Annotated in this window: 28 protein-coding genes; 11 read left to right on the top strand and 17 right to left on the bottom strand. The window is 61.5% G+C overall.

Going from position 1 to position 23,648, the window contains the following annotated elements:
* Positions 1-52: 52 nt before the first annotated feature.
* The 4 genes from EB809_RS01965 to EB809_RS01950 are packed head-to-tail and all read left to right on the top strand — an operon-like array spanning position 53 to position 3,955.
* Positions 53-1,138, top strand: coding sequence for an extracellular solute-binding protein (locus EB809_RS01965; RefSeq protein ID WP_123632992.1), 1,086 nt, complete (start codon positions 53-55; stop codon positions 1,136-1,138).
* Positions 1,139-1,149: 11 nt separating this feature from the next.
* A complete protein-coding gene (locus EB809_RS01960; protein WP_123632990.1) occupies positions 1,150-2,235 on the top strand; it encodes an ABC transporter ATP-binding protein in 1,086 nt (361 codons plus the stop codon).
* Complete coding sequence (locus EB809_RS01955; protein ID WP_263316957.1) at positions 2,232-3,092, top strand: ABC transporter permease; 861 nt, start codon at positions 2,232-2,234, stop codon at positions 3,090-3,092. The genes EB809_RS01960 and EB809_RS01955 overlap by 4 nt, the downstream gene beginning before the upstream one ends.
* Positions 3,092-3,955 carry an ABC transporter permease gene (locus EB809_RS01950; protein WP_123632989.1) on the top strand — a complete coding sequence of 288 codons (864 nt, stop codon included), beginning with the start codon at positions 3,092-3,094 and terminating at the stop codon, positions 3,953-3,955. The genes EB809_RS01955 and EB809_RS01950 overlap by 1 nt, the downstream gene beginning before the upstream one ends.
* Here the strand turns inward: EB809_RS01950 and EB809_RS01945 are convergent.
* Together EB809_RS01945 and EB809_RS01940 are read right to left on the bottom strand one after the other, a co-directional pair.
* Entirely contained in the window at positions 3,952-4,317 is a 366-nt protein-coding gene (locus EB809_RS01945; RefSeq protein ID WP_123632986.1) for a twin-arginine translocation signal domain-containing protein, read from the bottom strand. The two genes, EB809_RS01950 and EB809_RS01945, sit on opposite strands and share 4 nt — an antisense overlap.
* The gene (locus tag EB809_RS01940; protein ID WP_123632984.1) at positions 4,304-5,677 is read right to left on the bottom strand and encodes a GMC oxidoreductase; all 1,374 of its coding nucleotides are present in this window, start codon (positions 5,675-5,677) and stop codon (positions 4,304-4,306) included. Before EB809_RS01940 ends, EB809_RS01945 begins: the two co-directional genes overlap by 14 nt.
* 200 nt (positions 5,678-5,877) lie before the next feature.
* Here EB809_RS01940 and rarD point away from each other — a divergent pair, with 200 nt between their 5' ends.
* A complete protein-coding gene (gene rarD / locus EB809_RS01935; protein WP_123632983.1) occupies positions 5,878-6,771 on the top strand; it encodes an EamA family transporter RarD in 894 nt (297 codons plus the stop codon).
* A gap of 11 nt (positions 6,772-6,782) precedes the next feature.
* Here rarD and EB809_RS01930 read toward each other — a convergent pair whose 3' ends face one another.
* The gene (locus tag EB809_RS01930; protein WP_123632981.1) at positions 6,783-8,426 is read right to left on the bottom strand and encodes an aminotransferase class V-fold PLP-dependent enzyme; all 1,644 of its coding nucleotides are present in this window, start codon (positions 8,424-8,426) and stop codon (positions 6,783-6,785) included.
* A 150-nt stretch (positions 8,427-8,576) separates the two neighbouring features.
* Between EB809_RS01930 and EB809_RS01925 the strand changes: the two genes are divergently transcribed.
* Positions 8,577-9,044, top strand: a complete 468-nt coding sequence (locus tag EB809_RS01925; protein ID WP_123632979.1) for an Lrp/AsnC family transcriptional regulator — start codon at positions 8,577-8,579, stop codon at positions 9,042-9,044.
* A gap of 208 nt (positions 9,045-9,252) precedes the next feature.
* Here EB809_RS01925 and EB809_RS01920 read toward each other — a convergent pair whose 3' ends face one another.
* The 5 genes from EB809_RS01920 to EB809_RS01900 form a co-directional block, all read right to left on the bottom strand.
* Positions 9,253-10,224: an MBL fold metallo-hydrolase gene (locus EB809_RS01920; protein ID WP_223807768.1), complete on the bottom strand. Its 972-nt coding sequence runs from the start codon at positions 10,222-10,224 to the stop codon at positions 9,253-9,255.
* Between the two features lie 115 nt (positions 10,225-10,339).
* Positions 10,340-10,537: a hypothetical protein gene (locus tag EB809_RS01915; protein ID WP_123632975.1), complete on the bottom strand. Its 198-nt coding sequence runs from the start codon at positions 10,535-10,537 to the stop codon at positions 10,340-10,342.
* A gap of 25 nt (positions 10,538-10,562) precedes the next feature.
* Positions 10,563-10,856 (bottom strand): hypothetical protein, encoded by a 294-nt coding sequence (locus EB809_RS01910; RefSeq protein WP_123632973.1) that lies wholly within the window; start codon positions 10,854-10,856, stop codon positions 10,563-10,565.
* 217 nt (positions 10,857-11,073) lie between these two features.
* Positions 11,074-11,580 carry a DUF2244 domain-containing protein gene (locus EB809_RS01905; RefSeq protein WP_123632971.1) on the bottom strand — a complete coding sequence of 169 codons (507 nt, stop codon included), beginning with the start codon at positions 11,578-11,580 and terminating at the stop codon, positions 11,074-11,076.
* Positions 11,581-11,716: 136 nt separating this feature from the next.
* Positions 11,717-12,172 (bottom strand): aminoacyl-tRNA deacylase, encoded by a 456-nt coding sequence (locus tag EB809_RS01900; protein WP_123632969.1) that lies wholly within the window; start codon positions 12,170-12,172, stop codon positions 11,717-11,719.
* Positions 12,173-12,429: 257 nt separating this feature from the next.
* Between EB809_RS01900 and EB809_RS01895 the strand changes: the two genes are divergently transcribed.
* The 3 genes from EB809_RS01895 to EB809_RS01885 all read left to right on the top strand — a co-directional run bounded on the left by EB809_RS01895 (position 12,430) and on the right by EB809_RS01885 (position 15,787).
* Entirely contained in the window at positions 12,430-13,317 is an 888-nt protein-coding gene (locus tag EB809_RS01895) for a chemotaxis protein (RefSeq protein ID WP_123632968.1), read from the top strand.
* A gap of 133 nt (positions 13,318-13,450) precedes the next feature.
* Positions 13,451-14,515, top strand: coding sequence for a hypothetical protein (locus EB809_RS01890; protein ID WP_123632966.1), 1,065 nt, complete (start codon positions 13,451-13,453; stop codon positions 14,513-14,515).
* Positions 14,516-14,722: 207 nt separating this feature from the next.
* A complete protein-coding gene (locus EB809_RS01885) occupies positions 14,723-15,787 on the top strand; it encodes a hypothetical protein (RefSeq protein WP_223807767.1) in 1,065 nt (354 codons plus the stop codon).
* 43 nt (positions 15,788-15,830) lie between these two features.
* On the opposite strand, the gene EB809_RS01880 is transcribed toward EB809_RS01885, so the two are convergent.
* Positions 15,831-16,121 carry a DUF6482 family protein gene (locus tag EB809_RS01880; RefSeq protein ID WP_123632964.1) on the bottom strand — a complete coding sequence of 97 codons (291 nt, stop codon included), beginning with the start codon at positions 16,119-16,121 and terminating at the stop codon, positions 15,831-15,833.
* A gap of 176 nt (positions 16,122-16,297) precedes the next feature.
* Positions 16,298-16,915 (bottom strand): LysE family translocator, encoded by a 618-nt coding sequence (locus EB809_RS01875; protein WP_123632962.1) that lies wholly within the window; start codon positions 16,913-16,915, stop codon positions 16,298-16,300.
* Between the two features lie 146 nt (positions 16,916-17,061).
* Here EB809_RS01875 and EB809_RS01870 point away from each other — a divergent pair, with 146 nt between their 5' ends.
* A complete protein-coding gene (locus EB809_RS01870) occupies positions 17,062-18,186 on the top strand; it encodes a patatin-like phospholipase family protein (RefSeq protein WP_123632960.1) in 1,125 nt (374 codons plus the stop codon).
* 3 nt (positions 18,187-18,189) lie between these two features.
* On the opposite strand, the gene EB809_RS01865 is transcribed toward EB809_RS01870, so the two are convergent.
* Positions 18,190-18,819, bottom strand: coding sequence for a LysE family translocator (locus tag EB809_RS01865; RefSeq protein ID WP_223807766.1), 630 nt, complete (start codon positions 18,817-18,819; stop codon positions 18,190-18,192).
* A 115-nt stretch (positions 18,820-18,934) separates the two neighbouring features.
* Entirely contained in the window at positions 18,935-20,236 is a 1,302-nt protein-coding gene (locus tag EB809_RS01860; RefSeq protein WP_123632958.1) for an MFS transporter, read from the bottom strand.
* A gap of 116 nt (positions 20,237-20,352) precedes the next feature.
* Here EB809_RS01860 and EB809_RS01855 point away from each other — a divergent pair, with 116 nt between their 5' ends.
* Complete coding sequence (locus EB809_RS01855) at positions 20,353-20,835, top strand: hypothetical protein (RefSeq protein WP_123632956.1); 483 nt, start codon at positions 20,353-20,355, stop codon at positions 20,833-20,835.
* Here EB809_RS01855 and EB809_RS01850 read toward each other — a convergent pair.
* The 5 genes from EB809_RS01850 to EB809_RS01830 all read right to left on the bottom strand — a co-directional run bounded on the left by EB809_RS01850 (position 20,824) and on the right by EB809_RS01830 (position 23,495).
* A complete protein-coding gene (locus EB809_RS01850) occupies positions 20,824-21,588 on the bottom strand; it encodes a carbon-nitrogen hydrolase family protein (RefSeq protein ID WP_123632954.1) in 765 nt (254 codons plus the stop codon). The genes EB809_RS01855 and EB809_RS01850 overlap by 12 nt on opposite strands.
* Before the next feature lie 90 nt (positions 21,589-21,678).
* The gene (locus EB809_RS01845; protein WP_123632952.1) at positions 21,679-22,188 is read right to left on the bottom strand and encodes a GNAT family N-acetyltransferase; all 510 of its coding nucleotides are present in this window, start codon (positions 22,186-22,188) and stop codon (positions 21,679-21,681) included.
* Between the two features lie 228 nt (positions 22,189-22,416).
* Positions 22,417-22,770: a n-acetylglutamate synthase gene (locus EB809_RS01840; RefSeq protein WP_223807765.1), complete on the bottom strand. Its 354-nt coding sequence runs from the start codon at positions 22,768-22,770 to the stop codon at positions 22,417-22,419.
* A 177-nt stretch (positions 22,771-22,947) separates the two neighbouring features.
* On the bottom strand, positions 22,948-23,250 hold the full coding sequence (locus tag EB809_RS01835) for a type II toxin-antitoxin system RelE/ParE family toxin (RefSeq protein ID WP_123632950.1): 303 nt from the start codon (positions 23,248-23,250) through the stop codon (positions 22,948-22,950).
* A complete protein-coding gene (locus EB809_RS01830; RefSeq protein WP_123632948.1) occupies positions 23,238-23,495 on the bottom strand; it encodes a type II toxin-antitoxin system Phd/YefM family antitoxin in 258 nt (85 codons plus the stop codon). Before EB809_RS01830 ends, EB809_RS01835 begins: the two co-directional genes overlap by 13 nt.
* Positions 23,496-23,648 lie beyond the last annotated feature (153 nt).

Genomic DNA, 23,648 nt, shown 5'->3' with positions numbered 1-23,648 from the left:
CCATGACTGGTCCGTGCCGGGCAATAACCGGCGTTTAAGACGAGGACATCGCATGGACAGCCAGCCCAGAACCAGCCTGACCCGCACCGGAGCGCTTGCCGCGTTCCTGACCGCAGCCGTTTTTTCCACCTCGACCCTGGCCGAGGAACTGCGCCTGATCACCTGGGGTGGCTACGCCCCGGACGACGTGGTCGCCCAGTTTGAGAAAGAAACCGGCATCGATGTGAAGATTACGCTCTCCAACAATGAAGACATGATCTCCAAGCTGCGGGCCACCGGCGGTGCCGGCTTTGACCTGGCCCAGCCGAGCCAGGACCGGATCATCGGTGTCCAGCGCCAGTTCAACATCTACCAGCCCATCGACCTGGGCAAGATCGACACGGACCAGATCCAGCCGTCCATGCTCAAGGCCACCGAGAAATCCACTTCCCTGAATGGCAAGCAGTATGGTGTGCCGGCGGTCTGGGGCACCAGCGGCCTGATCGTGAACAAGGACGTGGCGGACACCGTCACCGATTACACCGACCTGTGTGACGATGCGGTGGCGGGCAAGGTCAGCTACCGCCTCAAGCGCCCGACGCTGATCGGCTTTGCCTTCGCGCTGGGCGAGGACCCGTTCGCCGCCTACGACGACAAGGACAAGTACCAGTCCATCCTGGCCAAGGTCGAGGACAAGCTGATCGACTGCAAAGCCAACGTGAAGACTTACTGGACCGGTGGCGACCAGCTGCTGGCCCTGATGCGCACCGGTGAAGTGAAGGCGGCCATGGCGTGGGACGCCGGCGGCTGGAAACTCCACGGCGAGAACCCGGACATCAGCTTCGTGGCTCCGAAATCCGGCGCCCTGGGCTGGATCGACACCTTCGCGCTGCCGCGTCGCAGTGAAAACGTGGACGCCGCCTACAAGTGGATCAACTTCGTGATGCAGCCGGAAATCGCCGCCAAGATCACCAACCAGTCCGGCAACTTCACCGCCTCCAAGGGCGCCGATGAATTCGTGAAAGCGGACCTGCGCGATGCCTATCGCCAGAGCTTCGACGAAAAGGCCCTGAACAACATCAAGTGGTACCCGCCGGTTCCGCCGGGGCTGGAAGCCATGGAAGGGCAGGTGCTGGACCGCGTCCAGGCTGCCAACTGATCGGATCATCCATGGCTTCCGATATCTTCTGTACCGACCTGGTCCGCCGCTTCGGTGATCACACCGCGGTGGACCGGGTGTCCCTCGACGTGCCTGCGGGCACCTTCTTTTCCATCCTGGGCCCGTCCGGCTGCGGCAAGACCACCTTGCTGCGGCTGCTGGCGGGGTTCGATCGGCCCGACAGCGGCGAGATCCAGATTCGCGGCGCCCGGATGAACGACGTGCCGCCCAACAAGCGGCCGGTGAACATGGTGTTCCAGCATCTGGCGCTGTTCCCGACCATGTCGGTGGGCGACAACATCGGTTATGGCCTGCGTCGCCAGAAAGTACCGGCGGCGGAACGCACCAGGAAGATTGCCCGGGTGCTGGAGCAGGTGGGCCTGCCGGGGCTGGAAGATCGCAATCCCCAGCAGTTGAGCGGTGGCCAGCGCCAGCGGGTGGCTTTGGCGCGGTGCCTCGTGCTCGAACCCACGCTGCTGCTGCTGGACGAACCCCTCGGCGCGCTCGACCTGAAGCTGCGCGAGCAGATGAAAGTCGAGCTCAAGCACCTGCAGAAAGCCTTCGGCACCACCTTCGTGTACATCACCCACGACCAGTCCGAAGCCATGGTGATGTCGGATCAGGTGGCGGTGATGCGCCAGGGCCGATTCGATCAGGTGGCCGCGCCGGAGACCCTGTACCGCGACCCGGCGACGCCGTTCGTGGCGGGCTTCGTTGGGGACAACAACCGGTTGTCCGGCGACGTCATCTCGGTGGACGGCGATCTGGCTCGATTGCGGCTCCAGAGCGGCGAGGAAGTCACTGGCCGGATCGCGGGTGAGGGCATTGCAGCCGGTCGCCGGGCAGACCTGTTCATTCGTCCCGAATCCCTGGTGATGAACGGCGCGGTACCCGACGGCTACAGCCGCATGCAGGCGACCGTGACGACGACCCTGTTTGACGGCGCCAACAGCCGGATCGAAGCGGGCGTGGCGGACCAGACCATCTTCGCTCGGCTGCCCCAGGACGGCTCGGTCTCGAACCTGTCGCCGGACTCGGCCATCCAACTGGGCTGGGACCCGCAGCGGGCCACGGTGTTTGCCGGAGAGCGCGTGTGAGATCAAGCGCGAGCAAGCTGTCCCTGTGCCTGTTGATGACGCCGTTTGTCCTCTGGATTGTCCTGCTGGTGCTGCTGCCTCATCTGCAGATGCTGCGGGTGTCGTTCCACGTGCGGGAAAGCTGGGACACGGTGACCCTGGGGCTGGAGCAGTACCAGAACTTCTTTTCCGAATCTTATTACTGGCGGACCTTCGTGCGCACGGGCGTGATGTCCCTGTTCACCACTTTCCTGACGCTGGTGATTGCCTTTCCCATTGCCTGGTACATCGCCCGGCTGGCCCGCGGCCGGGCCAAGGGCTTCCTGTTCCTGGCGTGCCTGATTCCGTTCTGGGCCAGCGAGCTGGTGCGCACCTACGGCTGGATGATCCTGCTGCGCGAGAGCGGCCTGTTCAGCACCTGGCTGCAGGCGCTGGGGCTGGCGGACGGTCCGGTGGAAATGCTCTACAACGACGCCGCCGTGATCATCGGTCTGGTCTACAACGGCTTGCTGTTCATGGTGGTGCCGCTGGTGACCACGCTGGACGGCATGGACGAAAACCTGGTGGAAGCCGGCTACGATCTGGGCGGTAACCACTGGACGGTGCTGCGGGAAATCATCGTGCCCTGGGCCATGCCTGGCGTGGTGTCCGGCTGCATTGTGGTGTTCATGCTGACCCTGGGCAGCTACCTGACGCCGATCCTGATGGGCGGCAAGGACAGCGCCTGGTTCACCGAGCAGATCTTTACCCAGTTCATCACCCGCTTTAACTGGGAGCAGGGCGCCGCGCTGGGCGTGCTCCTGCTGGTGCTGTCGTCGGTGATCGTCTGGCTCGGGCTGCGGGTAACCGGGCAGAACCTGCGTAAGGTGATGGGCTGATGATTCGTTCCGTACCGCGCTCCGCATGGTTCGACCGGATCTATCTGGCGTATCTGGTGTTGTTCTTCATTTATCTGGCGATGCCGCTGACGGTGACGGCGGTGTTCGCCTTCAACGACGCGTCGTTTCCGTCGCTGCCCTGGAAAGGCTTTACGCTGGACTGGTTCTTTGCGGACGGCTCAAACGGGCGCACCGGGCTGTTCCATGACGACGGCCTGCTGTCCGCCCTGTGGGTCAGCGTGGTGATTGCTTTCTGGGTGACGCTGCTTTGCGTGTGCCTGGGCTGCGTGAACGCCATCCTGTTCGAGCGGCTGGAGTTTCGCGGCAAGGAATTCCTGTATCTGGTGATGCTGCTGCCGCTGGTGATTCCCGGTGTGATCCTGGGCGTGTCGATCCTGGTGTTCTACAGCGGCATGGCCAATTCGGTGTCGCAACAGTGGGGTATCGAACTGGATATGTTTCGGCCCGGCATGCCGCTGGTTGTGGCGGGGCAGGTGGCGTTCATCACGACGCTGTGTACGCTGGTGATTGCCGCCCGTTTACGCAAGTTTGACCGGCAGTTGGAAGAAGCCGCCCTCAATCTCGGCGCCACACCGGTGGTGGCCTGGTTCACGGTCACGCTGCCGTGGCTGCTGCCGTCGATTTTCGGCGCGGCGGCGATGGCGTTCCTGATGTCGTTCGAGAATTTCAACACCACCGTGATGCTGACCGGCAGTGACACACCGCTGACGGTGGCCCTGTTCAACCGGCTGCGGGAAGGCTCGACGCCCGTGCTCAACGCCGTCGCGCTGTTGTTGATGGTGGGCTCGGCGCTGCTGGCGGTGTTGGCCATGGGGCGCGGTTCCACCCGCAAAGCAGGTTAGCGCCCCAGGGTTGGCTTGTGGACCAGGTAGGCCAGGTTGTACAGCGCCAGTTCCGACCGGCTGTAATAGAACCCCTGATACTGGATAAGCGGTTCCTTGCGGGCCAGGCCGCGCAGTTTGCCCGTGTTGATCCCCCGTTGTGTGGACAGCACGCCGTTTTGGCGAAGGCGATCGAACAGCACCTGGCTGCTCAGGCCTTTGGCGCTGGCGCTGAAGCGGGCATCCGCCAGTTCCGCCAATTGATCGGACAAACTGGGAGCGGCTTCGGTGGCCGCGGTGTCGTCCTGCACCCAGGGCGCGCAGCCGGTCAGGCCAAGTCCCACGATCACCCCGGCCCCTTTCAACAGATCACGACGTCGCATCGGCGTTTCCTCCCAGTCGAGTAGCCAGGTGATCGCCGAGGCGTAGGGTCAGGGCGATGATGGTGTAGGTGGGGTTCGAGGCGCCGCCGGCGGGAAACACTGACGAACCCGCCACATAGAGATTATCCGTGGTGTGCACCCGGGCGTTGATATCGACCACGGACTGGCGTGGGTCCGTGCCCATGCGGGTGGTGCCCATCAGGTGGCCGCCGCTGTGGAGCTGGAAATCCGGGCGCAGGGTCGACGGTCGGCCCAGGCCGGTGCGCAGCAGGGCGTCCGCAAACAGTTGCCAGGTCCGGTGCGCCTGTTGCCGGAAGCGGTAATGGAAGTCGATGCGCGGCAGTGGCTGGCCCAGGGCGTTGAGTTCGTCGCTGTCACCGACCCGGTTGGCCGGATTGGGGGCGATCTCCGCCCGTAGGCTGACGGGCGTGAACAGCGCCTCCCGGCGTTCGCCCAGCAGCGGTTCCGACACCAGTTGCTGCAGGTTGAAATCGGCACTGAACGACAGGGCGTCGTGGGCCACGCAGTAAGCGTCGGCAAGCTGCAGCGCGTGGACGGCATTGGCGCGGCGATCCACCACATCCTGCAGGCGATGCCAGTCCAGGTACATGTTGGCGACGGCATACATGTGCGGGTGCTCCATCAAGCCGACGCCGACCGGCAGGTCCTGGCCAATACCGGACAGTTGCAGCAGGCGCGGATTGCCCACGCCGCCGCAGGCGAGGACGACCGTATCCGCCCGCAGTCGAACCGGGGCGCGGGCGGTGTCCAGCGAGTCCTGTAACAGCAGGCGGCGGACCTGACGGCCGGACGCTTCCAGCCGGGTACAGGTGTGTCCCAGGATTAAATCGATACGGGGATGGCTGATGACCTCGTCGCCGTATTTCTCGTTAAACCGCACCGGCGGGCTGAGGTAGAACGGTTTGTAGACGATGTCCCGGGTGCCTTCGATGGTCACGTGCGGGCGAGTGTAGGCGTTGTCCGGCAGTTCCAGCATGCCGGCTGCGGCCGGGTACCAGCGTTTGAGTTCGGAATAGGGGATCGGCCAGTCGCCGGCCATAAAGGCCCGTTCCTCCAGCACGGCGCAGTACCCGCCCCAGATGGTGGAGCTGCCGCCGAAACGGCGCTGGGTGTGCATCGGGAAATAGGCCTCGCCCAGGTCTCCCCGGAGTTGGGCGCGGGCCAGGGCCTGGATGGTCGGGTCGGCATCCAGCAGCCCGCTTTCCAGCAGCGCGATGCGAAGCGGGGTGAGCCGGGCCAGGCTCAGGGCCAGTGTAATGCCGGCAGGGCCGCTGCCAATGATCGCCACATCGTAATGGCGGTTTTCAGGATCCAGGACCAGCATCGTTGTGCGCACCATCGCCCGGCCGGACCCGGCTGGGTGGCCTGTCTGAATTATTGGCCAGAGCCGTGAATTTGGCACCTGTTTTTGTGAGGAATCCGTGGCGGGGGCATCTGAGGAAATGAATTAACTGTGCCGGTACAGCAACCGCCAACTGTCCCGTTTCGGGGCGCGTGCCCTATGATAGATTGGCTGTCTTTTTTCGGGGACCGCACACCATGCCAGCCAACACCTCTGAGACCACCAAGGGCGTTCTGTTCGGACTGTCGGCCTACACCATGTGGGGCTGCTTTCCGCTGTTCTTTGCGTTGTTCCAGGATGTGCCGGCCTACGAAGTGCTGATCCACCGGGTGATCTGGTCCAGCGTGTTCCTGGCGGTGGTGATCTGTGTGCTGCGCCGCTGGCTGCCGGTCAAGGCGGCCTTTGCCAATCCGCGAAAGCTGTGGCGGGTGCTGGGCTGCGCGATCCTGATTGCCACCAACTGGGGCATCTACATCTATGCGGTGGAATCGCGCCACGTGCTGCAGGCGAGCCTGGGTTATTTCCTGACGCCGCTGGTGAATGTGGGCCTGGGCATGCTGGTGCTGCGTGAGCGGATGGAGCGGCTGCAGGGTGTGGCCGTCGGGCTGGCGGGGGTCGGTATCCTGATCCAGCTGGTGCTGCTCGGAAGCCTGCCATGGATTACGCTGGTGCTGGCGATGACCTTCGGCACCTACGGCCTGTTACGCAAGCAGGTGGAGCTGGACGGCCTGTCCGGTCTTTTCGTGGAAACGCTCCTGCTGCTGCCGGTCGGGCTGCTGGCCCTGGGCTGGCTGGACCACCTGGGACAATCCCATTTCGCCGAGGGACTGCGACCCACCACGCTGCTGATCGCCAGTGGCGTTGTCACCGCGCTGCCGCTGCTGGCGTTTGCCGGTGCGGCCCGCCGCCTGCGTCTGGCGACGGTGGGCTTCCTGATGTACATCAACCCCAGCCTGCAGTTCCTGATCGCGCTGTTCGTCTTCAACGAGCCGCTGAGCCAGATCCAGCTGCTGAGCTTTATCGTCATCTGGGCGGCGTTGCTGCTGTATTCCTGGTCGTCCTGGACCTCGCGCCGGACCGCGACCGCCTGATCCTTGAGCTTTCAGGCCACATCCTGTGGCCGGACAAACCAGCGCAGGGCTTCGGCTTCCGGTGACAGCGTCATGGTCTCCACCGCGTCCCCGACGGATCCGGATGTCAGAATCGCTTCTCCGGCGGTCAGGTAATCCGCCAGCGGGCGCTGATTCCTGCGCGGCGTCGGTTCGTCCGGCCGGTTGAAGTCGATATCCCCCAAACTTTCCAACGGCGCCCGTCCGGAAGAGTGATGCCAGACGCCGGCCGCGCGGTCGTAGCGGTAGGCCGGCAGCAAACGCCAGCCGTTCTCTGCGATCAGGTTCACGGCGTGCACCAGGTAGTTGAAGGTGGCGTCGTCGATAAAGTAATTGAAGTTCAGACGCACCCAGCCTGGCCGGAGCAGCGATTCGCCGGCAACCACCTGGCTCTCGATGGCCTGGCTGGTGGCTTCGTTAATCCCCAGCAGTTCATGACCGTAGGGACCGGCGCAGGCACAGCCGCCCCGGGCCTGGATGCCGAACAGGTCGTTGAGCAGGGCGACCACGAAGCCGTAGTGCAGATGCTGCGCGCCGTGACGCACCCGGAATGACACGATGGACAGCCTCGGCACGTCGGTCGGCCCCAGGATGTCCAGGTTGGGATTGCTTTGCCATTCAGTCAGCGCCCGCTTTACAAAGGCCTGCTCACGGGATTCGATGGTGTCCGTGCCCACCGACTGCTGCAGGCGAAACACCAGTCCGGCGCGGATGGATTCGATGATCGCCGGCGTCCCGCCTTCCTCCCGACGCTCCGGATTGGCCACGTAACGGTGCGATGTCGACGTGACGTAGGACACCGTGCCGCCGCCAGGAACGGCCGGCACGCGGTTGTTCAGCAGCTGTTTTTTCACCACCAGCACGCCTGGCGTGCCCGGCCCGCCGATGAACTTGTGGGGTGACAGGAACAGGGCGTCTTTGGCGGCCCCGGTCTCGCCCTGCATATGGATCGCCACGTAGGGGCCAGCGGCGGCATAGTCCCAGAAGGCGAGGGCGCCATGGCGTTTCAGCCGCCGGGTGACGGCGTCCACGTCGGTGCGGATGCCGGTGACGTTGGAGGCCGCCGAGAAGCTCCCGATCACCAGTGAGCGGTCCGCGTGGCGTTCAAGTGCCTGTTCCAGTGAGGCCAGATCCAGTTGCCCCCGGTCGTCCAGGGGAATGCGAACCACGCGGGCAATCGTTTCGCGCCAGGGCAGTTCGTTCGAATGATGTTCGTAAGGCCCCACCAGCACCACGGGCCGTTCGGCCTCCGGAATCTGCTCGGCCAGGCGGTGTCGGGCATCCAGGTCCGCCGGCAGGCGCAGGTTGAGGATGTCGATCAGCTTGTGGATGGCCGCCGTGGCGCCCGACCCGCAGAAAATCACCGCATCGTCGTCCGTGGCGCCGACCGCGTCGCGGATCGATTGACGCGCCTGCTCGCGGAAGGCGGTGGTCTGGGCGCCGGTCAACGATGCTTCGGTATGGGTGTTGGCGTAGAAGGGCAGGACCCGATCCCGGATGACCGATTCGATCATCGCCAGCGAACGGCCGGAGGCGGTGTAATCGGCATAGACCAGCGGGCGCTCGCCAAACGGCGTGGGAATCAGTTGCTGCTCGCCAATCACGGCATCGCGAATTCGGGAGATCAGGTCGGTCATGGTGCTGGCCCTGTTATCGAATGTCCGTCCAGTTTACGGCGTCCAGGGCTGCACATTGTTTCTGTTTTTGCGTTAATATCGATCAACATCGAACAATCGTTCTTTGGTTGTGGTCTTATCTGAAATTATATTTCGATAGTGGGGTGAGGCATGCTCGACAGGCAGGATCGGCAGCTACTGGAGTGGCTGCAGGGGGATGCGGGATTGTCCGTGGGCGACCTGGCCGAGAAGGTCGGCATGTCCAAATCCGCCTGCTGGCGGCGCATCCAGAAGCTGGAGGAAAGCGGCGTCATTCGTCAGCGGGTGACCCTGCTGGACCCGGAAAAGCTGAACCTGCCGCTCACGGTGTACATCTCCATTCGCACCAATCAGCACAACGACCAATGGTCCGAGCAGTTCCGGGAGGTGCTGGCGGACATTCCGGAGATTCTGGAAGTGCATCGCATGAGCGGTGATCTGGACTACCTGATCAAGGCGGTGGTCACGGACATGCCGGATTACGACCGTCTGTATCGCCAGATCATCCGCGCCAACCTGTCGGATGTCAGTGCCAGTTTTGTGATGGAAACCATGAAGCACACGACGGCGCTGCCGCTGACGCATCTCCCCACCGTCTGACCGGCCCACAAAAAAGGCGCCGCGAGGAGGCCGTGTGAAAACGTCGCGAGCGCAGGCTAGACAAGGCGGAATTGGCCGAAAAAGCGCAGTTTATGTGCAATAAATGAGCATTTTGAGGTCAATTCCAACGCCGTATAGCCAAGCGCAGCAGTTTCCACACGGCCTCACGAGGGCGCCTTGGGATACTCGGACAGGTCTCCGGGTATCGTTATTCCGACTTCGGTGGCACGACCGTCGCGTCGTAGTTCACCGGGATGAAATCATAGCCGTCGCCGGCTGCCTTCAGGTGACCCATGCCCGGAAACGACAGGTGGGCCGAGCCGATGAGCGTGCCGGTATCCACCGCGTTGTCGAACGCGGATTCACGGGCGCTGACGGCCTGGTCCGGGTTGCTGTCGAACTGGATGGCGATGGACGGCTCGGAGAACTGAACCGACCCCACGTGAATCAGGTCGCCCATGAGCATCAGGGACTGGCCGTCGCTTTCCACATGGTAGATGCTGTGGCCCGGCGTGTGGCCATGGTCCGGAATGGCCTCGATGCCGTCGACCAGATCGGTCTTGCCGCTGAAGGCCTTGAAGTGGCCGCTCTCAACGTAGGGGTTGAGGGAGGCTATGGCGCCCTTGAAGAAGCCCAGTTTGCCTTCTGGTGCCGATTCCATCTCGTCTTTGCTCAACCAGTAGTCGGCGTCGGCCTGGGCCGCGCGGACCGTGGCATTGGGGAAGACGACCTTGCCGTCGGAGATCAGGCCGCCCACGTGGTCCGGATGCATGTGGGTGATGTAGATTTCGTCCACTTCATCCGGCGTGTAACCCGCGGCTTCCAGGTTGCTTTCCAGTTTGCCCAGCGTCGGGCCGAACAGGCTGCCGGCGCCGGTGTCGATCAGGACCAGCTTGTCGCCCGTGTTGATCAGGTAGCCGTTGACGGACGTTTCCAGCGGTGCGGACAGGAAGTGTGCTTTCAGCACGTCGCGCACATGCGCTTCGTTGGTATTCAGCAGCAGCTTGTCGACTGGCAGTTGGACTGTGCCGTCAGACAGTGCGGTGATTTCGAAGTCGCCAAGCATCGTGCTGTAATAACCCGGCGCCTGGGTCTTCACCATGGGCGCGTCGGCCTGGACGGCGCCGGCGGCAAAAAGCGAGGCGGCCAAGGCGATAGCGGTGTTCCGGTATCGGTTCATGCAATATCCCTCCAACATTTTTCTTTTACCAACGTTGCCGCTGGCTTCACATGAGTCCACGGCATCTACGTTGGATCGTGCAGGAATGGATCAGGGCTCGGCACCCGCCGGTTCTCTAGAGAACGGCAAAGCCGGGGTTGCGCTTGCGCAAGGCGGCAATCACAACGTCACGGGGGGTATCGCTGGCAAATGCGGTTGGCAGCACGTTACTACCAAACAGGCTGACAATCTCTTCCGTGTGCGGCCCGGTGTGCTTGGCCATCCAAAGTCCCTTGGCTGGCTTGATCTTGATCATCGATTGCGAAGTATCCAAAAGATCTCCTCTGGTTGGTTGAACGTCAATGAACCTCGTGATCGGCGGTTCGCAGATGCCCCATGGTCCAGATCGAGCTGGCAAACAGGACAACGATGCTGGTCGGTAACAACCACAGCTTGTGTTCGTAAGGCAGCGGCTGACCGAGATGCTGTGCCAGACCCGGCAGGATGTCCTGCAGGTTGAGCATGACGAGCACGGCAGCCGACAGGCAGGCCGTTGTGATGCCCGTGGCTATCGCCAGATTGTCCGGATAGACGGGGCGTGAGGGGGAGGCTGGGAAATAGTCCTCCGCATCCGCGGCTTCGAAACGTTCCATGATTTCATCCTCTTCCGTGAGTTTTTGGTGTACACAAAAAATCAGGTACAGAATGCTCTTGAAACCCATGCGGTTATGAGGCGTCGACCGCATTGTTTCTCGATATGGGGACGAACTGAGCAAATTCAACCGTTTCCCCACTCTTGAATGGTTGCGTCCTATCTGTACGCAACCCTATGGGAGCTGGATCACTGCATCGTTATCATCGACACCCGCCTCAGAACCACACGCCCTGATCCGGTTGCCGCCGTTCGGCGCAGAGACCCTGGCCTTCCAGGATGTCCACCAGAAGTCGGGTGTCATCCATATTCAGGAAAGGCGCCAGTGCGATTTCCAGCTCCTGGTGCAACAGGAACAGCCGGGGCGGCGTCCAGGGGTGCCGGGCCGCCACCAGGTGAATGCGGGTGGCACGACGAGGCAGGGTCCACTCCGTCTCCTTGTGGAAAATGCCTTTCTCCAGCCGCAACAGTTCCGGTGCGATCAACAACAGCTCCTGACGCCGACACTGGCGGGCGGTCAGGTAGAACCCGAGGGCCAGGGCCGCCAGTTCCAGTCCGGCAAACGGCAGGATAACCCAGGCGCCGGCGAGCCACATGCCGGTGTTGATGCCGGCCATAATGATCAGCAACCCCAGCCAGACATGGATATTGCCACGCCAGCTCAGGGAACGGTTGGGCGACAGCCGCAGCTGGTTGCCCTGGTCATTCACGAGGTGTTCCACCATGGCCATGGTCGGATGCGAGAGCTGTCAGGATTGAGTATAGATCATCCGTCAACGTGGCAAGTGGCTGCGGTGGTAGCGCATAGGGGATGAAAAGGAGGGCCGGTGCTGCAGCCGGGCACCGGCCCCGGACGGTGCATCAGAAGTGCAGGACGTGAGGCCGAACCAGTCGGTCGTAGTCCTGATAGCTCATATGCATGACCTCGTCATGACTGCCGGCGTTGAAGGCGATGTGATCGTCTTCCCGCAGGTGCTCGCTGACAAAGACATCCATATCGTAGAGATTCCCGAAAGGCGGCATGGCGCCCAGTTCGCAGTCCGGGAAGGCTTTGGTGATGTCGTCTTCGCTGGCCAGCTCCATGTCCAGGGTGCCCATGGCCTGTTTCAGCTGATCCAGGTGGACCTGGTCGGTGGACGGCAGAACCGTCATGAACAGGCGGCCACCGGATTTGATGACGACGGTCTTGGCGAATTCCCGGCCGCGGACATGCGCCGATTGGGCCGTACGGGACGAACCGATGGTCGGTTCGTGCAACTGGGTGCGGTAATGCACCGAATTGCTCTCAAGGTAGTTGCGGAGTTTGTCACTGATCATGGCGTTAACCTCCTTCACCGAAGTGAACGTTCCATGATGCTCCCGATCGGGAGACCCGGTGTCCGGCAGGACCGTTCCGGGTGACCGTATTTTACCACGGACGTTGATGCAGGACGTGACGAGACACAAACGGAAATTGAACCATTCGTCCTGGCGGTTTAAGTTCAACAGTATTCATTAACGATAGGTTGACCCGCTGCCGACGGCCCACGCCGTCCGCAGCCGGACCACACGCTGACCAGGGATCGCTGAACACGATGTCCAATCCAAGCCATCAAGCCCAGAAACTGTTGTTGTTCGGCCTGTCCGGCCAGAAATCGTTTGCCATCGGTACCCTGAAGATCCGGGAAATCATGCCGTTGCCGCAGCTCACCAAGCTGCCTCACAGTCATCCGTCGGTGATCGGCACCACCACGTTTCGCGGGTCCGCCGTCCCGGTCATCGACATGGGCGCGGCGGTGGGCTATCCGCCCCTGACGCGCGAGGAATTGCAGCAGAGCTCCGTGATCGTGACCGATATCCAGCGCAAGGAAATCGGCTTCGTGGTGCGCAGCGTGCGCAAGATCATCGAAGCGGACTGGAAGCAGGTGAAGACCCCGCCCTCGGCCCTGGGCAAGCGGGCGTTCGTCACGGGACTGCTGGACATCGAGGGCGAGGTCATCCAGTTGATGGATGTGGAGTTGCTGCTGTCGATGGTCTACCCCAGCGCGGTGGCCGCGGACGAGGTCGTGCTGACCGATGTCCAGCGGGAGACCCTGAAGTCCCTCAATATCCTGCTGGTGGACGATTCCCAGGTGGCGCGCAAACAGCTGTCCGACGTGCTCGACAGCAAGGACATTCCCTATTTCGTGACCACCAACGGCGACGAGGCGCTGCAGATCCTGCTCAACGCCGGTACCGAGGGGCGGCCCATCGATATCCTGGTGAGCGACATCGAGATGCCCGGTCTGGACGGCTACGAACTGGCGTTCCAGGTCCGTGACAACGGTTCCCTCAGGCAGCCCTACATTATTCTCCACACGTCGCTGAACAGCGAAATGAGTGTCAGCTACGCCAACCAGGTGGGCGCCAACGAGGCCCTGACCAAGTTTGATGCCGAAGAGCTGCTGCAAGCGATGCTGCGGGGGGCCGAGCAGAGTCAGTGAATGTGACGGCCATCACAGGCAATTCGACAACTGGGGCTGCAAATTGAACAGTAACGGTTTGTAAGCCAATCCGTGGGTGTGTACGTTTTAACCAATAACAACAAGACAACGAGACACATCAACGGAGTGGTCAATGCACTGGCGTGGCCCGCTTTTCATTCTGGCCTGTGTCGGCACCGCGGCCGGCATTGGCTTTGCCTTGTCACAGGTCCCCGATGACGGAGACCCGCGCGCCCTTGCGGCTGTAACCGCGCAGGCCAAGGCGACACCCCAGGCGCAGACCGTCCCCCGGCCGGCGCCAGCGCAGCGCTCGACGCCCAAGCCACCCGCGGGCGACAGTCCCATCCGTTTCATGCTGGCGCAGGTGGCCGACCAGTACGAGGCGGCGTCTCGCTATCCCGCTTATTCCGTACCCATCTCGCCCGATCAGGCGAAAGCCTACGCGGGCAATCAATACCAGGCGGTCACCCTGCCGCTGGCCGATGACGGGCGCTTCACCGTCAACCTGGAAAAGTACCGCTTTACCCGCGGCGAAACGATCCTGGTGGTCGCCAGCCTGGAAGGGCCGATGGTAGTCGGCCAGCGGGTCGAAGCCCGTCTCGAAGCGACGGGGGAGCAATCGGGCACGCAGACCGGCACCACGCTGACCCGAACCCCGGAAGGGATCTACCAGGGCGAGCTGGACAGCGACCGCGAGCCCGGCGAATACCGGCTGATCGTGTCCGCCCGGGTGGACGGCCAGACCGTGCGCCATGTCTCGACCCTCTCGATCGAACCCCATCTGGGCGATTTCGGTGGCGTGGGCACGACTCGCATCGAGAACAACAATCTGGTGATCCCGGTCGAGTTCGAGCCCGACGAAGCCGGCTTCTATGCCTTGAGCGCCAATCTCTACGTCAATGGCCAGCCGGTGGCGCATCTGAGCCACGAGCAGCGCCTGGATGGCTCCAAAGCTGATATTGAACTGCGGGCCCACGGCTCTGTGATGGCCGGCCGCCGTGGCACGCTCCAGCTCAAGGGGCTTCAGATCCGACGCTTGCCCGCGCGACCGGGTGACCGGACCGATTACGCCTTCGGCCCTGAGGACGGCTTTGATGTCGACGCCTCGGGGCTGGATCGCCTGGAAGACATCCCCGCGAGGGATCCCGAATCAGAGCAACGGGCCGCAATATTGAGAAAGATGGCAACCGGAGCCTGATCGACCGTCGAGTCCGCCCTGAGGTCGCACCGCCTGAAGGTGCAGTGGCGCAGTGGCCCGCCGGACGAGACCGGAGTGATACCCGGTCAACGCAACCTTCCCGTATCAGAGGCCGTTGTCTGTCGACGGTGGCACCGTCATGTCTGAAGGCGGTTCGGGAAGGCGCAGTGAGGAAAAACAACAACATCGACTCACACGGAGCACATCATGAAGAAAACAACGATAGCGGTCGCCCTGATGGCCGCAACCTGCTCGACAGGCGCGCTGGCGCAGCTGGCCGGACACAACGTCATCCTGGTTCACGGCTTCCAGCAGGAAGACCTGGCGTCGCCACCGGCGGATATGGATGCGGTCAAAGCCAACGGCGAGGATTACTGGCGCACCTTCTGGCTCTCCCGGTCCGAAGCCCGGATCGACTGGGCCAGTGATGGCCGCGTCGAAGGCAAGATCGCCCAGCAGGCCTACCAGCAAGTGAAGGCGATTGCCCAGGAAGGGCTGTGCAACGATTACTGCATCGTCGTTTCCCATTCCACCGGCGACCTGGTGACCCGTTACCTGCTGGACAACCAGGCCCGCTGGCTCGCAGCAGACGGCCTGCCGCCGCTGAAAATACTGGCTTCGCTGGACTTCTCCGGCGCCGGTGGCGGCACGGACCTGGCGGATCTGGCGGTGAGCGTGGCCTACAACGACAGCTGGTATCTGGCGCCGGTCAAGGCGGCCGTGAAGCTGTTCACCGGCATTGACCCGCAGCCCGGCAAACTGGGCGTGGTCAACGACCTGCAAACCAACGTGGCGCGCAACCTGGCCGTCAGCCCCAACCGCATTCCTCGCCTGCGATTCGTGGCGGGCGGTGCGTCCTACGGCGGCGTCACCAAACCGTTTATCGACGGCACGGACGATGGCGTGGTGCCGACCCATTCGTCCTGCGGTTCGGCGTCATCCAATGCCATCGACTCCTGCGTGTCCAACCTGAGCCTGGCCGGCAAGGTCTCCAGCCAGGACGCGCCCTCGAGTCTCTACTACAATCACTACCCGATCCTGATGAACGAGGGCGCCACCCACAGTGGCGTACTGGGTAGCGAAGTGGGGAACATTTCGGTACCGGTGGTGAACAACACCGCGCTCAACGGCCTGCTGGTGGACTTCGCCAGCCGCACCTACAACAAACGCGCGTGGTGGCAGCTGTGGGGCAGTGGGGATCGGTACATCGAGGTGCCGGGCTCCGACAATACCGATATGTCCACGCTCGTTTACACTACCCTCAACGACTGACCGCCCGGGCCCCGGCCATCCGTCGGGGCCCATTCCACACCGTCTAAAACCGTACCCGCATTTCCGTCACCGAATCGCTGGTCATGCCGACCATTTCGTCAGTTCCAGACGGCGGGATGATCTCGATCTGATGGATGTGGAAGTGGTGGAATGCGTCCCGGGCGTCACACGTGCTGGTGAAGAGCACCGGTCGTTGCTCCCGATTGACGAGAATGAAGGCGTCCTCGCCAATATAAAAGCGCGCCATGTAGTAGCGCCCTTCCATGGAAACGAGTTCGAGCAGGTCGATGTGGGTTTCCGGTCTGAGACGGGCCTCGGTCATGGTGATGTTCATTGCCGTTCTCCAGTGAGGATCACGAAAATGGATACGACCGCACGGGTATGGGGGATTCTTTTTTGTCGATCCCTGCTGCAGCATAGGCGGGATCGGTCATCAAAGGAAAGAGGTGGGTGGTAATCCGAATCTTCCGGGGCGATACGCCTGCCACTCGCCCCGGGCCGGTGTCGATGTCAGTGGCGCAGTATACCCAGGACCAGCCGACCCGCCAGCCCCACCAGGATGGCGCCGAACAGGCGCTCGAACCAGACGGTGTGGTGCTGCAACCGGGACAGCCAGCGCGGGTTGGAAAACAGCCAGGCGACGATCAGGTACCAGCCGCCGTCAATCACCATCGCCGTGGCGGCGTAACCGAGTTTGGCCACGAAGGAGGTGTCCACGCCCACCACCTGACTGAACAGGGCGATGAAGAACACCGCAATCTTGGGGTTCAGGAATACCACCAGAAAGCCATCCCGCGCCGCACTGGAGGTGGTCGGAACCTCCGGCAGATTGCCGTTCTCACGGCGTTTTGAGGTGAGGCCTTTCATCCCCAGCCAGGCCAGGTAGAGCGCGCCACCCCATTGCAGCAGCCCGAAGGCTACCGGCGACGCCTTGATCACGGCCGCCAGGCCGATGATGCTCAGCAGCGCATACAACCCCACGCCCAGACCGTGCAGCAGGGCCGCGGCCACACCGTTGCGCCGGCCACCGGCCAGGGTCTGCTTGAGCACCACCGCCAGTGACGGCCCCGGCGACATGGCGCCCAGAACACAGATGGTGACAACCGTTAGCCAGGTGGCGAGCGTCATAGTGAATTCCCGGAATCAGAAGGGTGAGCAGAGGCGCCCCAGTTTAGCGTCGGAGGTGGCCTGAGTCATCCGGTCGCCGGAACCGCCAAGGGCTTCGACTATCCTATGGGAACGGTTAACCGATTCGGGCGGAACAGGAGTGGGTGATGCAGACGGGCGTGGTCCTCACCGGTGGCGGCGCGCGGGCCGCCTATCAGGTCGGCGTGCTGAAGGCGATATCGGAGATGTATCCGGACTGGGCGCACCCTTTCCGGGTCATTACCGGCACGTCGGCCGGCGCTATCAATGCGGTGGCCATTGCCAGCGGTGGCGGCGTGTTCCGGCATAACATCGCGCGCCTGGAAGGCATCTGGTCCGAGTTGACGATCGACCAGATCTACAAGAGCCACAGTTATGACATCCTGCGAAACGTCAGCGACGTCGCACGACGGCTGATCACCGACAGCACCGGTGAAAAACCCATGTCATTGCTCAACAACAGCCCGCTGCGTGCCTTGCTGGAAAAAGAGGTGGATTTCGGTGCCCTGAAAACGGCGATCGACGAGGATCGACTCAGCGCCGTGGGCATCAACGCCTGCGGCTATACGACCGGGCAGAACGTGTGTTTTTTCCAGGCGGGCAAGGACAAGGCCAATTGGACCACAGGGCAGCGGGCCGGAGCGCGGACCAATCTGACGCTGGACCACATCATGGCGTCATCGGCGATTCCTACCGTGTTTCGCCCCGTGAAGATCAACCGCGAGTACTTCGGGGATGGCGTCACCCGGCAGATGGCCCATATCAGCCCGGCGCTGCGCCTGGGGGCGGAACGGGTGATTGTGGTGGGGGTCAGTGCCAACCACGTGTGTTTTCCCGGTCGCCCCAAGCAGCCACCGATGCCGGGGTTCAGTCAGGTGCTGGCCCACGTTTTTAATGGCATGTTCCTGGACACGTTGGACTACGACATCGACCGGCTGCGGCTGATCAACCAACTGCTGGAACTGGTGCCGAAGAAAAAGCTGGAAGAGTCCGGACTGGACCTGCGCCCGGTGCATCTGCTGGAAATTTCCCCCAGCGAGGACATTGGCGAAATCGCCACCCGTCACCTGGACAACATGCCGCTGGTGTTGCGGAAACTGGCGGGCGCGAGCAGCGAGGCGTACACGCCCGGCTCCAGTCTGGCGAGTTACCTGATGTTCGATCACCGCTTCTGCCGGGAGTTGATCAGCCTGGGCTACAAGGACGCGCAGACCCAGGCCAGACAGATCGAACAGTTCTTTCGGGAGGCATGAAGATCAGCCCAGTGCCAGCCAGGCGGCCACGCCCATCATCAGGGTGCCCGCCACGCGATTGACCGTGCGCACGCCGCCACCGCGACGTAGCGCCTGGCTCAGCTTGCGACCGCCGTGGGCGTAGATCTGAAGGCAGATGAATTCCAGACCCAGGATAATCAGGATCAGCGTCGTCAGCTGCGGTGCCATGGGCAGCTTGCTGTCGATAAATGGGGGCAGCAGGGCAATAAAGAACGCCCAGCCCTTGGGATTGGCAATCGCCGTCACGAAACCCTGCGTCGCCAGCTGCCAGGGGGAAGCCGCCGGTGCCGGCTTATCCTGATCCCCGAGCGCCAGCTTGCCGCGCGAGCGCCACATCTGGATGCCCAGCCAGGCCAGATAGACGCCCCCCGCATACTTGAACAGGGCAAACGCGGTCGGGTACTCGAGCATAAATGTCGCCACACCCACCGCGGCCGCCGTCGCCACCAGACCCACGCCCAGCAGCTCGCCCACCATCATCCACATCGCACGGCGCACGCCGATGGTAATCCCCAACGACAGGGACAACGTCATGCACATTCCCGGCGTCAGCGACACTAGGAAAAAGGTGGGAATAAAGGCGGAGAGCAGATGCATGTTCAGTGACGCCACGGTATACGTCTCACGTTAATCGTACGGAACCGTCCATCATAGAACGGTGTCTACGGGCTGAACACCCACAGGCCGATCCGTATAAACACGTAGCAAAACCGGCGGGCGCAATGGCCTAGCCGGCCTCGCGCCGCTCGCCGGATTCCTCCTCGACCGGTTCCTCGGTCGTTTCGGCCGGGTGCTCCTCGAAATCTGGATTCCGCGGATCGAGGTCCGCCATCGCGATGGCCACCTCAGGCGTGGTCATGTAGTAGTCTTCCTGCTCCTCCACACTCGGATGCTTGCGGCGTCCGGGGCCGACCACCATGAACAGCATCAGCAGGCCCAGAATGGTGGCGTTGCTGACAAACAGCCCCGCCGGGCCCATCAGTTCCATCGCTGCCGCGCTGACCACAGGCCCGATGCAGCTGCCGATCCCATAGCTGAGGAGCAGGGCGGTACTGGCGGCGGTGATCTGGTGGCTGTCCATCAGGTCGTTACTGATGGCCACGGCGATCGGGTAGAGCGTCGCGCTGATGCCCATGTACAGTCCCACGAAAAGCACCAGCACCCAGGCACTCATGCCCCCAATAAAGGCCGCTGCCAGACTGCAGCCAGCGGCGATCAGCGCCGTCACCACCATCACGCGATAGCGGTCGAACCGGTCGCACAAACGGCCCACCGGCCACGCCATGATCATCGCGGCGATGATGGCGGAGGCCATGAAGTTAGAGACCTGGCCCACATCCAATCCAATGCGGTTGGCATACACCGGCCCCATGGCATAGAAGGCGCTGATCAGCAGCCCGGCCACCAGTGAGCCCAGGGTGCCGACCGGCGACTTGCCATACAGGCGGCGCAACGACATGCGTTCGCCCTGGACGATGGTTGGCGATTCACGGCGGGTCAGCGACAGCGGCACCACCGCAAGCGCGACCAGGATGGCCGCCAGGGAGAACGGAATGTAGCCGGCCGGATCCCCCAGCCGGATCAGGACTTGGCCGCCGGCGGTCGAGAGGAAGAACACGATCTGGTAGATCGCGAACAGGCTGGCCCGGTTCTGGTTGTCCGCCTTGCTGCTGAACCAGCTCTCCATGACGATCATCAGACCGGCCATCACAAAGCCACCGACCGCGCGCAATCCACCCCACAGGCCGGCCTGCACCGCCATCGGATAGATCAGGATGGACGCCGCCAGGATGGCCGCGAACACGGCAAACGCACGGATGTGCCCAACCCGCTCGATGATGCGCCCGGCGAAGAGCGTCCCGGCCACGAAGCCGAAGGAATAGAACACCAGGATCCAGCCGATGACGCCCGGACTGACGCCCTCGATACTCAGTCGCAGGCCCAGTAGAGTCATCAGGAAGGCATTGCCGCCGATCAGCAGGATGATGCTGAAAATGAGCGAAGACAGCGTCTTTGCGGTTCGGGTCATGAGCGTCTCCCGGCCAGATTCGATGAGTGTCCTCTTTCAATGATTCCAGTATGGTAAAGACTTAACGCCCTGCCACAGCAATCCGCAATAACTGGTATATCGACACGGAGACATTAATGACGATCGCACGCACGACTTCCAAAACGCCCCGGTTGCGACACCTGATGCTGGTTGCCCTGCTGGGCGTCGTACCCGTGGCAGCAAGCGCCGATGAGGCCCAGCAGCCACCCACCATGGAAGAGCTGAAACACGACACCGAGAACCTGATCGACAAGCTGGGCAACTACTCTGCCGAGCAACGGGACGAAGCTGCCGCATCGATCAAGGAATCGCTGGACGAGCTCGATCAGCGCATCGACGTGCTGGAAAGGCGCCTGGACGAGAACTGGGACGACATGAGTGAAGCCAGCCGCGAGAAAACCCAGCAAAGCCTGGACGCCCTGCGCGCCCAGCGGGAAAAGGTCGGGGATTGGTACGAACGCCTCAAGGGCAGTTCAGCCAACGCCTGGGAGGATGTGAAAGACGGCTTCACCCGAGCCTATGACAATCTCTCCGATGCCTGGAAGGACACCGAGGAGTCGATGTCATCAGGAAATTAATCTGGCGCCTGATGACAACGCCACAACCTCAGACCGCCAATGGCCATCGATCTGCTGCGAAATCACCAGAGCTTTGGTGCTCTCGCTGGCGACGGCAAGGCAGCCGCCGTGGTCCCAGGCAGCGCTTTTGCCAATTGGCTTCCAGTTGCCCGTTGGTTGGTTATGGTTAGCCATGGTTACGAGCATCTTGTGCTCCCTGGCATAGCTGGAGAGTTTTTCGGTATCCGCCACGTAGCCATCGCCGCCGATTAAAGCGCCGGCAACATAAACTGAGGCACCTTTGTCGGCGCACGCACGGGCATGCAACGGTGAGTTGGTGTCAGCACAAATCGCTAACGCGACGCTCTGGTTTTGAATGTCCAGTAGTTTGATCTCATTTCCAGGCCTGAAATAATGCTCCTCGCCGGGATGAAGGTGCATCTTTGCATAGCTGTCTGTTTGTCCATTGGAGTAAAAGATGATGGCGCCAATTTCAGGCCGATCGTCGGATTTCAGAGGGGCGCCGATAACCACGCAGATACGGTGCTGGATGGCCATATCACGAAACGGCTGTAGTCTTGCATCACTTACCTTGATTGCCAATCTGCCGGCCAACTGGGGCTCGTAACCGGTGAGGGACAGCTCCGGGAACACGATCATGGAGACGGCGTGGGCACTGGCGCACTCAACGGCTTCGATGTGGGTTTGAATATTTTCTTCGATGCGCCCTTTAACCGACGGTATTTGGGCGACTGCGATTTTGAAGTTTTGCACGCTACTGGACCTGGAACATCAAATGGAACGCCGCCAACGACCCATCAGGGGACGCTGTCTGCTGTAGGGCTGCGTTTCGAGTATGAGTGGTTAGCTGATACGGCGCCGATAGCGAAGCGCCTTAACGCTGGTGCCGCCGATTTCAATTCCTCTACAGGAGTCTGGCTCTAATACAAATCCCGCACGCTCGTAGAACCGAATCGCCCTGGCATTGTTCGCGAGAACCCACAAACTGACTGACTCAAATCCTTCCGCCACCAAGCGCTTCAATGCCTGATGCCATAGTAGGCGACCCGTTCCCTTAGACCACGATGCGACGTAGACATAAATGGCCCAAATCTCGGCCCGGTTGTTTGGGGCGTCTTCGTCACGGGAAGGCCCGAAGGCAATGAATCCATCGATATCAGTGGTCGCACGGGCCACCAGTAACTGGCCTGGATGCCGCTGAACCAAACGATGCCACATAGCTTCCTTTTTAGACACCGATAGTGCGTCGAGATAGTGTTCCGGCAATATGTCACGGTAGGCGTGCTGCCATGCCTGAACCTGTAACTCTGCGATTGCCCGGCAATCCTGGGAGGTGGCGATCTGAATTTTCATCGGGGCTTGAGCGTATAAGTTGAGTCGTTCATTGTGGACGGCTTTGACGGGGCCGATGTTCAAACTGCAGCAAGCGCTCGTGCCGAGCCTCAGCAGGGTGATCAGAGGATTCAGGGACCTTTGTTGGAAGTCCCTGAATACTTCTGGTTAAGGCATCCCCGCGGTGTCGGAGATAGCCTACGTTTTAATGCCAGTGAGAAATGGTCGCGGGAATGTGGCGCTCACTAGTCAGGCATGACCTGTGATCTCCTCTACTTCAGAATAACCGGATGTCCGATCTCCGGTAAGCCACTGCCAATGCTCTTTAAGCACGAGATGACCGGCCTTGTCCTGGCTTGGCGTTGAGAAGCATTTGCCGGCCATCAGTTCACCGTCGACATTTTCATGGTGGTAAACAAACTCCAGGCTACCGTCGGCATGGACTTTTCCCTGGAGGTGCCCGCTGACTATGTCGCCGCCGCTGTATGTCGCCCAAACCCGGTCTTCACTTTGCCGATAATGAAACGTGGTTTGACCTCCGACTTCACCATTTTCGGAATTCGTCCTGCCTCGAAAAATGCGATGGTCGTAATTCACATCCATTCCTTGCGCCCGGGCTGTTGGAAGCATTTCTAATGCGTCGTTTACGGGAGTAACGCGAAAGCCACAATGAATTTGATGGCGACACTCGCAGCGATACCGAAAACGATGATGGCGTAAGGTTCCGAATTCACGACTGATCGAAGCCGAGATACATGCTCCCGCGTGATGGGCCCCTGGTTAGCTATTGCCAAGCATATACGCGCGAAGCTGCCGCTCCTCTCGCATGACATAGAGAATCAGAACGCGATTCCCATCCTCACGATAAAAAATGCGACAGGGTGGAACCACTAACTCCCGGTATACTGAATTAGGGAGCTCTGGAGGAATCCGTCCGGATTGGGGGAAATCTTCCAAACGCTCGGTCTTATCGAAAACGTCCTTGACCAGATGGCCTGCGGCAGCAGGCTTATCCAGGGCAATATATTCGGCGATTGAGTCCAACTCTTGAAGGGCTGGTTCCGTCCAGACTACTTCAGCCATTTACTCATTTTCTCTCTGGCTTCGCTTTGGCTGTACGTTCGTCCCTCAAGTACAGCACGCTCTCCCCGTGAGAGCCCCTCAAGCAACTCAAGTCGACGCTGCATGAACTCGTAATCCTGAACATCGACAAGGTAGGCGGATGGCTGACCATGTTCCGTGATCAGTATCGGCTCCTTGGTCAAATGCAGGTCGGCAAGAATCTTCGTTGCCTGGCGCTTTAAATTGGTAACAAGCTCAACTTTCATGGGCTCACCCTGAACCAGAATAATAGTGACACAATAGTATCACTGTTAAGCTCCAAACGAATATTGCGAGCCTGCATCGTAACCCGAGCAAGATCGTCCTTTGGACTGCTGTGATTCAGCATTTTTATAATTTAAACAGTATCTTAGTGTCGA

The sequence above is a fragment of the Marinobacter sp. R17 genome, assembly GCF_003789045.1.
GTDB classification, from domain to species: Bacteria; Pseudomonadota; Gammaproteobacteria; order Pseudomonadales; family Oleiphilaceae; genus Marinobacter_A; species Marinobacter_A mangrovi.
This window is presented reverse-complemented; position numbering and strand designations above follow the sequence as displayed.

Excerpts from the sequence above, each read along its gene's own strand:
- EB809_RS01920 (WP_223807768.1), bottom strand. The coding sequence starts at position 10,224 with ATGAACCGATACCGGAACACCGCTATCGCCTTGGCCGCCTCGCTTTTT.
- EB809_RS01945 (WP_123632986.1), bottom strand. The coding sequence starts at position 4,317 with ATGCGACGTCGTGATCTGTTGAAAGGGGCCGGGGTGATCGTGGGACTT.
- EB809_RS01870 (WP_123632960.1), top strand. The coding sequence starts at position 17,062 with ATGCAGACGGGCGTGGTCCTCACCGGTGGCGGCGCGCGGGCCGCCTAT.
- EB809_RS01905 (WP_123632971.1), bottom strand. The coding sequence starts at position 11,580 with ATGGTGGAACACCTCGTGAATGACCAGGGCAACCAGCTGCGGCTGTCG.
- EB809_RS01830 (WP_123632948.1), bottom strand. The coding sequence starts at position 23,495 with ATGAAAGTTGAGCTTGTTACCAATTTAAAGCGCCAGGCAACGAAGATT.
- EB809_RS01860 (WP_123632958.1), bottom strand. The coding sequence starts at position 20,236 with ATGACCCGAACCGCAAAGACGCTGTCTTCGCTCATTTTCAGCATCATC.
- EB809_RS01960 (WP_123632990.1), top strand. The coding sequence starts at position 1,150 with ATGGCTTCCGATATCTTCTGTACCGACCTGGTCCGCCGCTTCGGTGAT.
- EB809_RS01900 (WP_123632969.1), bottom strand. The coding sequence starts at position 12,172 with ATGATCAGTGACAAACTCCGCAACTACCTTGAGAGCAATTCGGTGCAT.
- EB809_RS01855 (WP_123632956.1), top strand. The coding sequence starts at position 20,353 with ATGACGATCGCACGCACGACTTCCAAAACGCCCCGGTTGCGACACCTG.
- EB809_RS01835 (WP_123632950.1), bottom strand. The coding sequence starts at position 23,250 with ATGGCTGAAGTAGTCTGGACGGAACCAGCCCTTCAAGAGTTGGACTCA.
- EB809_RS01890 (WP_123632966.1), top strand. The coding sequence starts at position 13,451 with ATGCACTGGCGTGGCCCGCTTTTCATTCTGGCCTGTGTCGGCACCGCG.
- EB809_RS01840 (WP_223807765.1), bottom strand. The coding sequence starts at position 22,770 with ATGGATGTGAATTACGACCATCGCATTTTTCGAGGCAGGACGAATTCC.
- EB809_RS01940 (WP_123632984.1), bottom strand. The coding sequence starts at position 5,677 with ATGGTGCGCACAACGATGCTGGTCCTGGATCCTGAAAACCGCCATTAC.
- EB809_RS01930 (WP_123632981.1), bottom strand. The coding sequence starts at position 8,426 with ATGACCGACCTGATCTCCCGAATTCGCGATGCCGTGATTGGCGAGCAG.
- EB809_RS01885 (WP_223807767.1), top strand. The coding sequence starts at position 14,723 with ATGAAGAAAACAACGATAGCGGTCGCCCTGATGGCCGCAACCTGCTCG.
- EB809_RS01895 (WP_123632968.1), top strand. The coding sequence starts at position 12,430 with ATGTCCAATCCAAGCCATCAAGCCCAGAAACTGTTGTTGTTCGGCCTG.
- EB809_RS01925 (WP_123632979.1), top strand. The coding sequence starts at position 8,577 with ATGCTCGACAGGCAGGATCGGCAGCTACTGGAGTGGCTGCAGGGGGAT.
- EB809_RS01950 (WP_123632989.1), top strand. The coding sequence starts at position 3,092 with ATGATTCGTTCCGTACCGCGCTCCGCATGGTTCGACCGGATCTATCTG.
- EB809_RS01875 (WP_123632962.1), bottom strand. The coding sequence starts at position 16,915 with ATGACGCTCGCCACCTGGCTAACGGTTGTCACCATCTGTGTTCTGGGC.
- EB809_RS01965 (WP_123632992.1), top strand. The coding sequence starts at position 53 with ATGGACAGCCAGCCCAGAACCAGCCTGACCCGCACCGGAGCGCTTGCC.
- EB809_RS01845 (WP_123632952.1), bottom strand. The coding sequence starts at position 22,188 with ATGAAAATTCAGATCGCCACCTCCCAGGATTGCCGGGCAATCGCAGAG.
- rarD (WP_123632983.1), top strand. The coding sequence starts at position 5,878 with ATGCCAGCCAACACCTCTGAGACCACCAAGGGCGTTCTGTTCGGACTG.
- EB809_RS01880 (WP_123632964.1), bottom strand. The coding sequence starts at position 16,121 with ATGAACATCACCATGACCGAGGCCCGTCTCAGACCGGAAACCCACATC.
- EB809_RS01910 (WP_123632973.1), bottom strand. The coding sequence starts at position 10,856 with ATGGAACGTTTCGAAGCCGCGGATGCGGAGGACTATTTCCCAGCCTCC.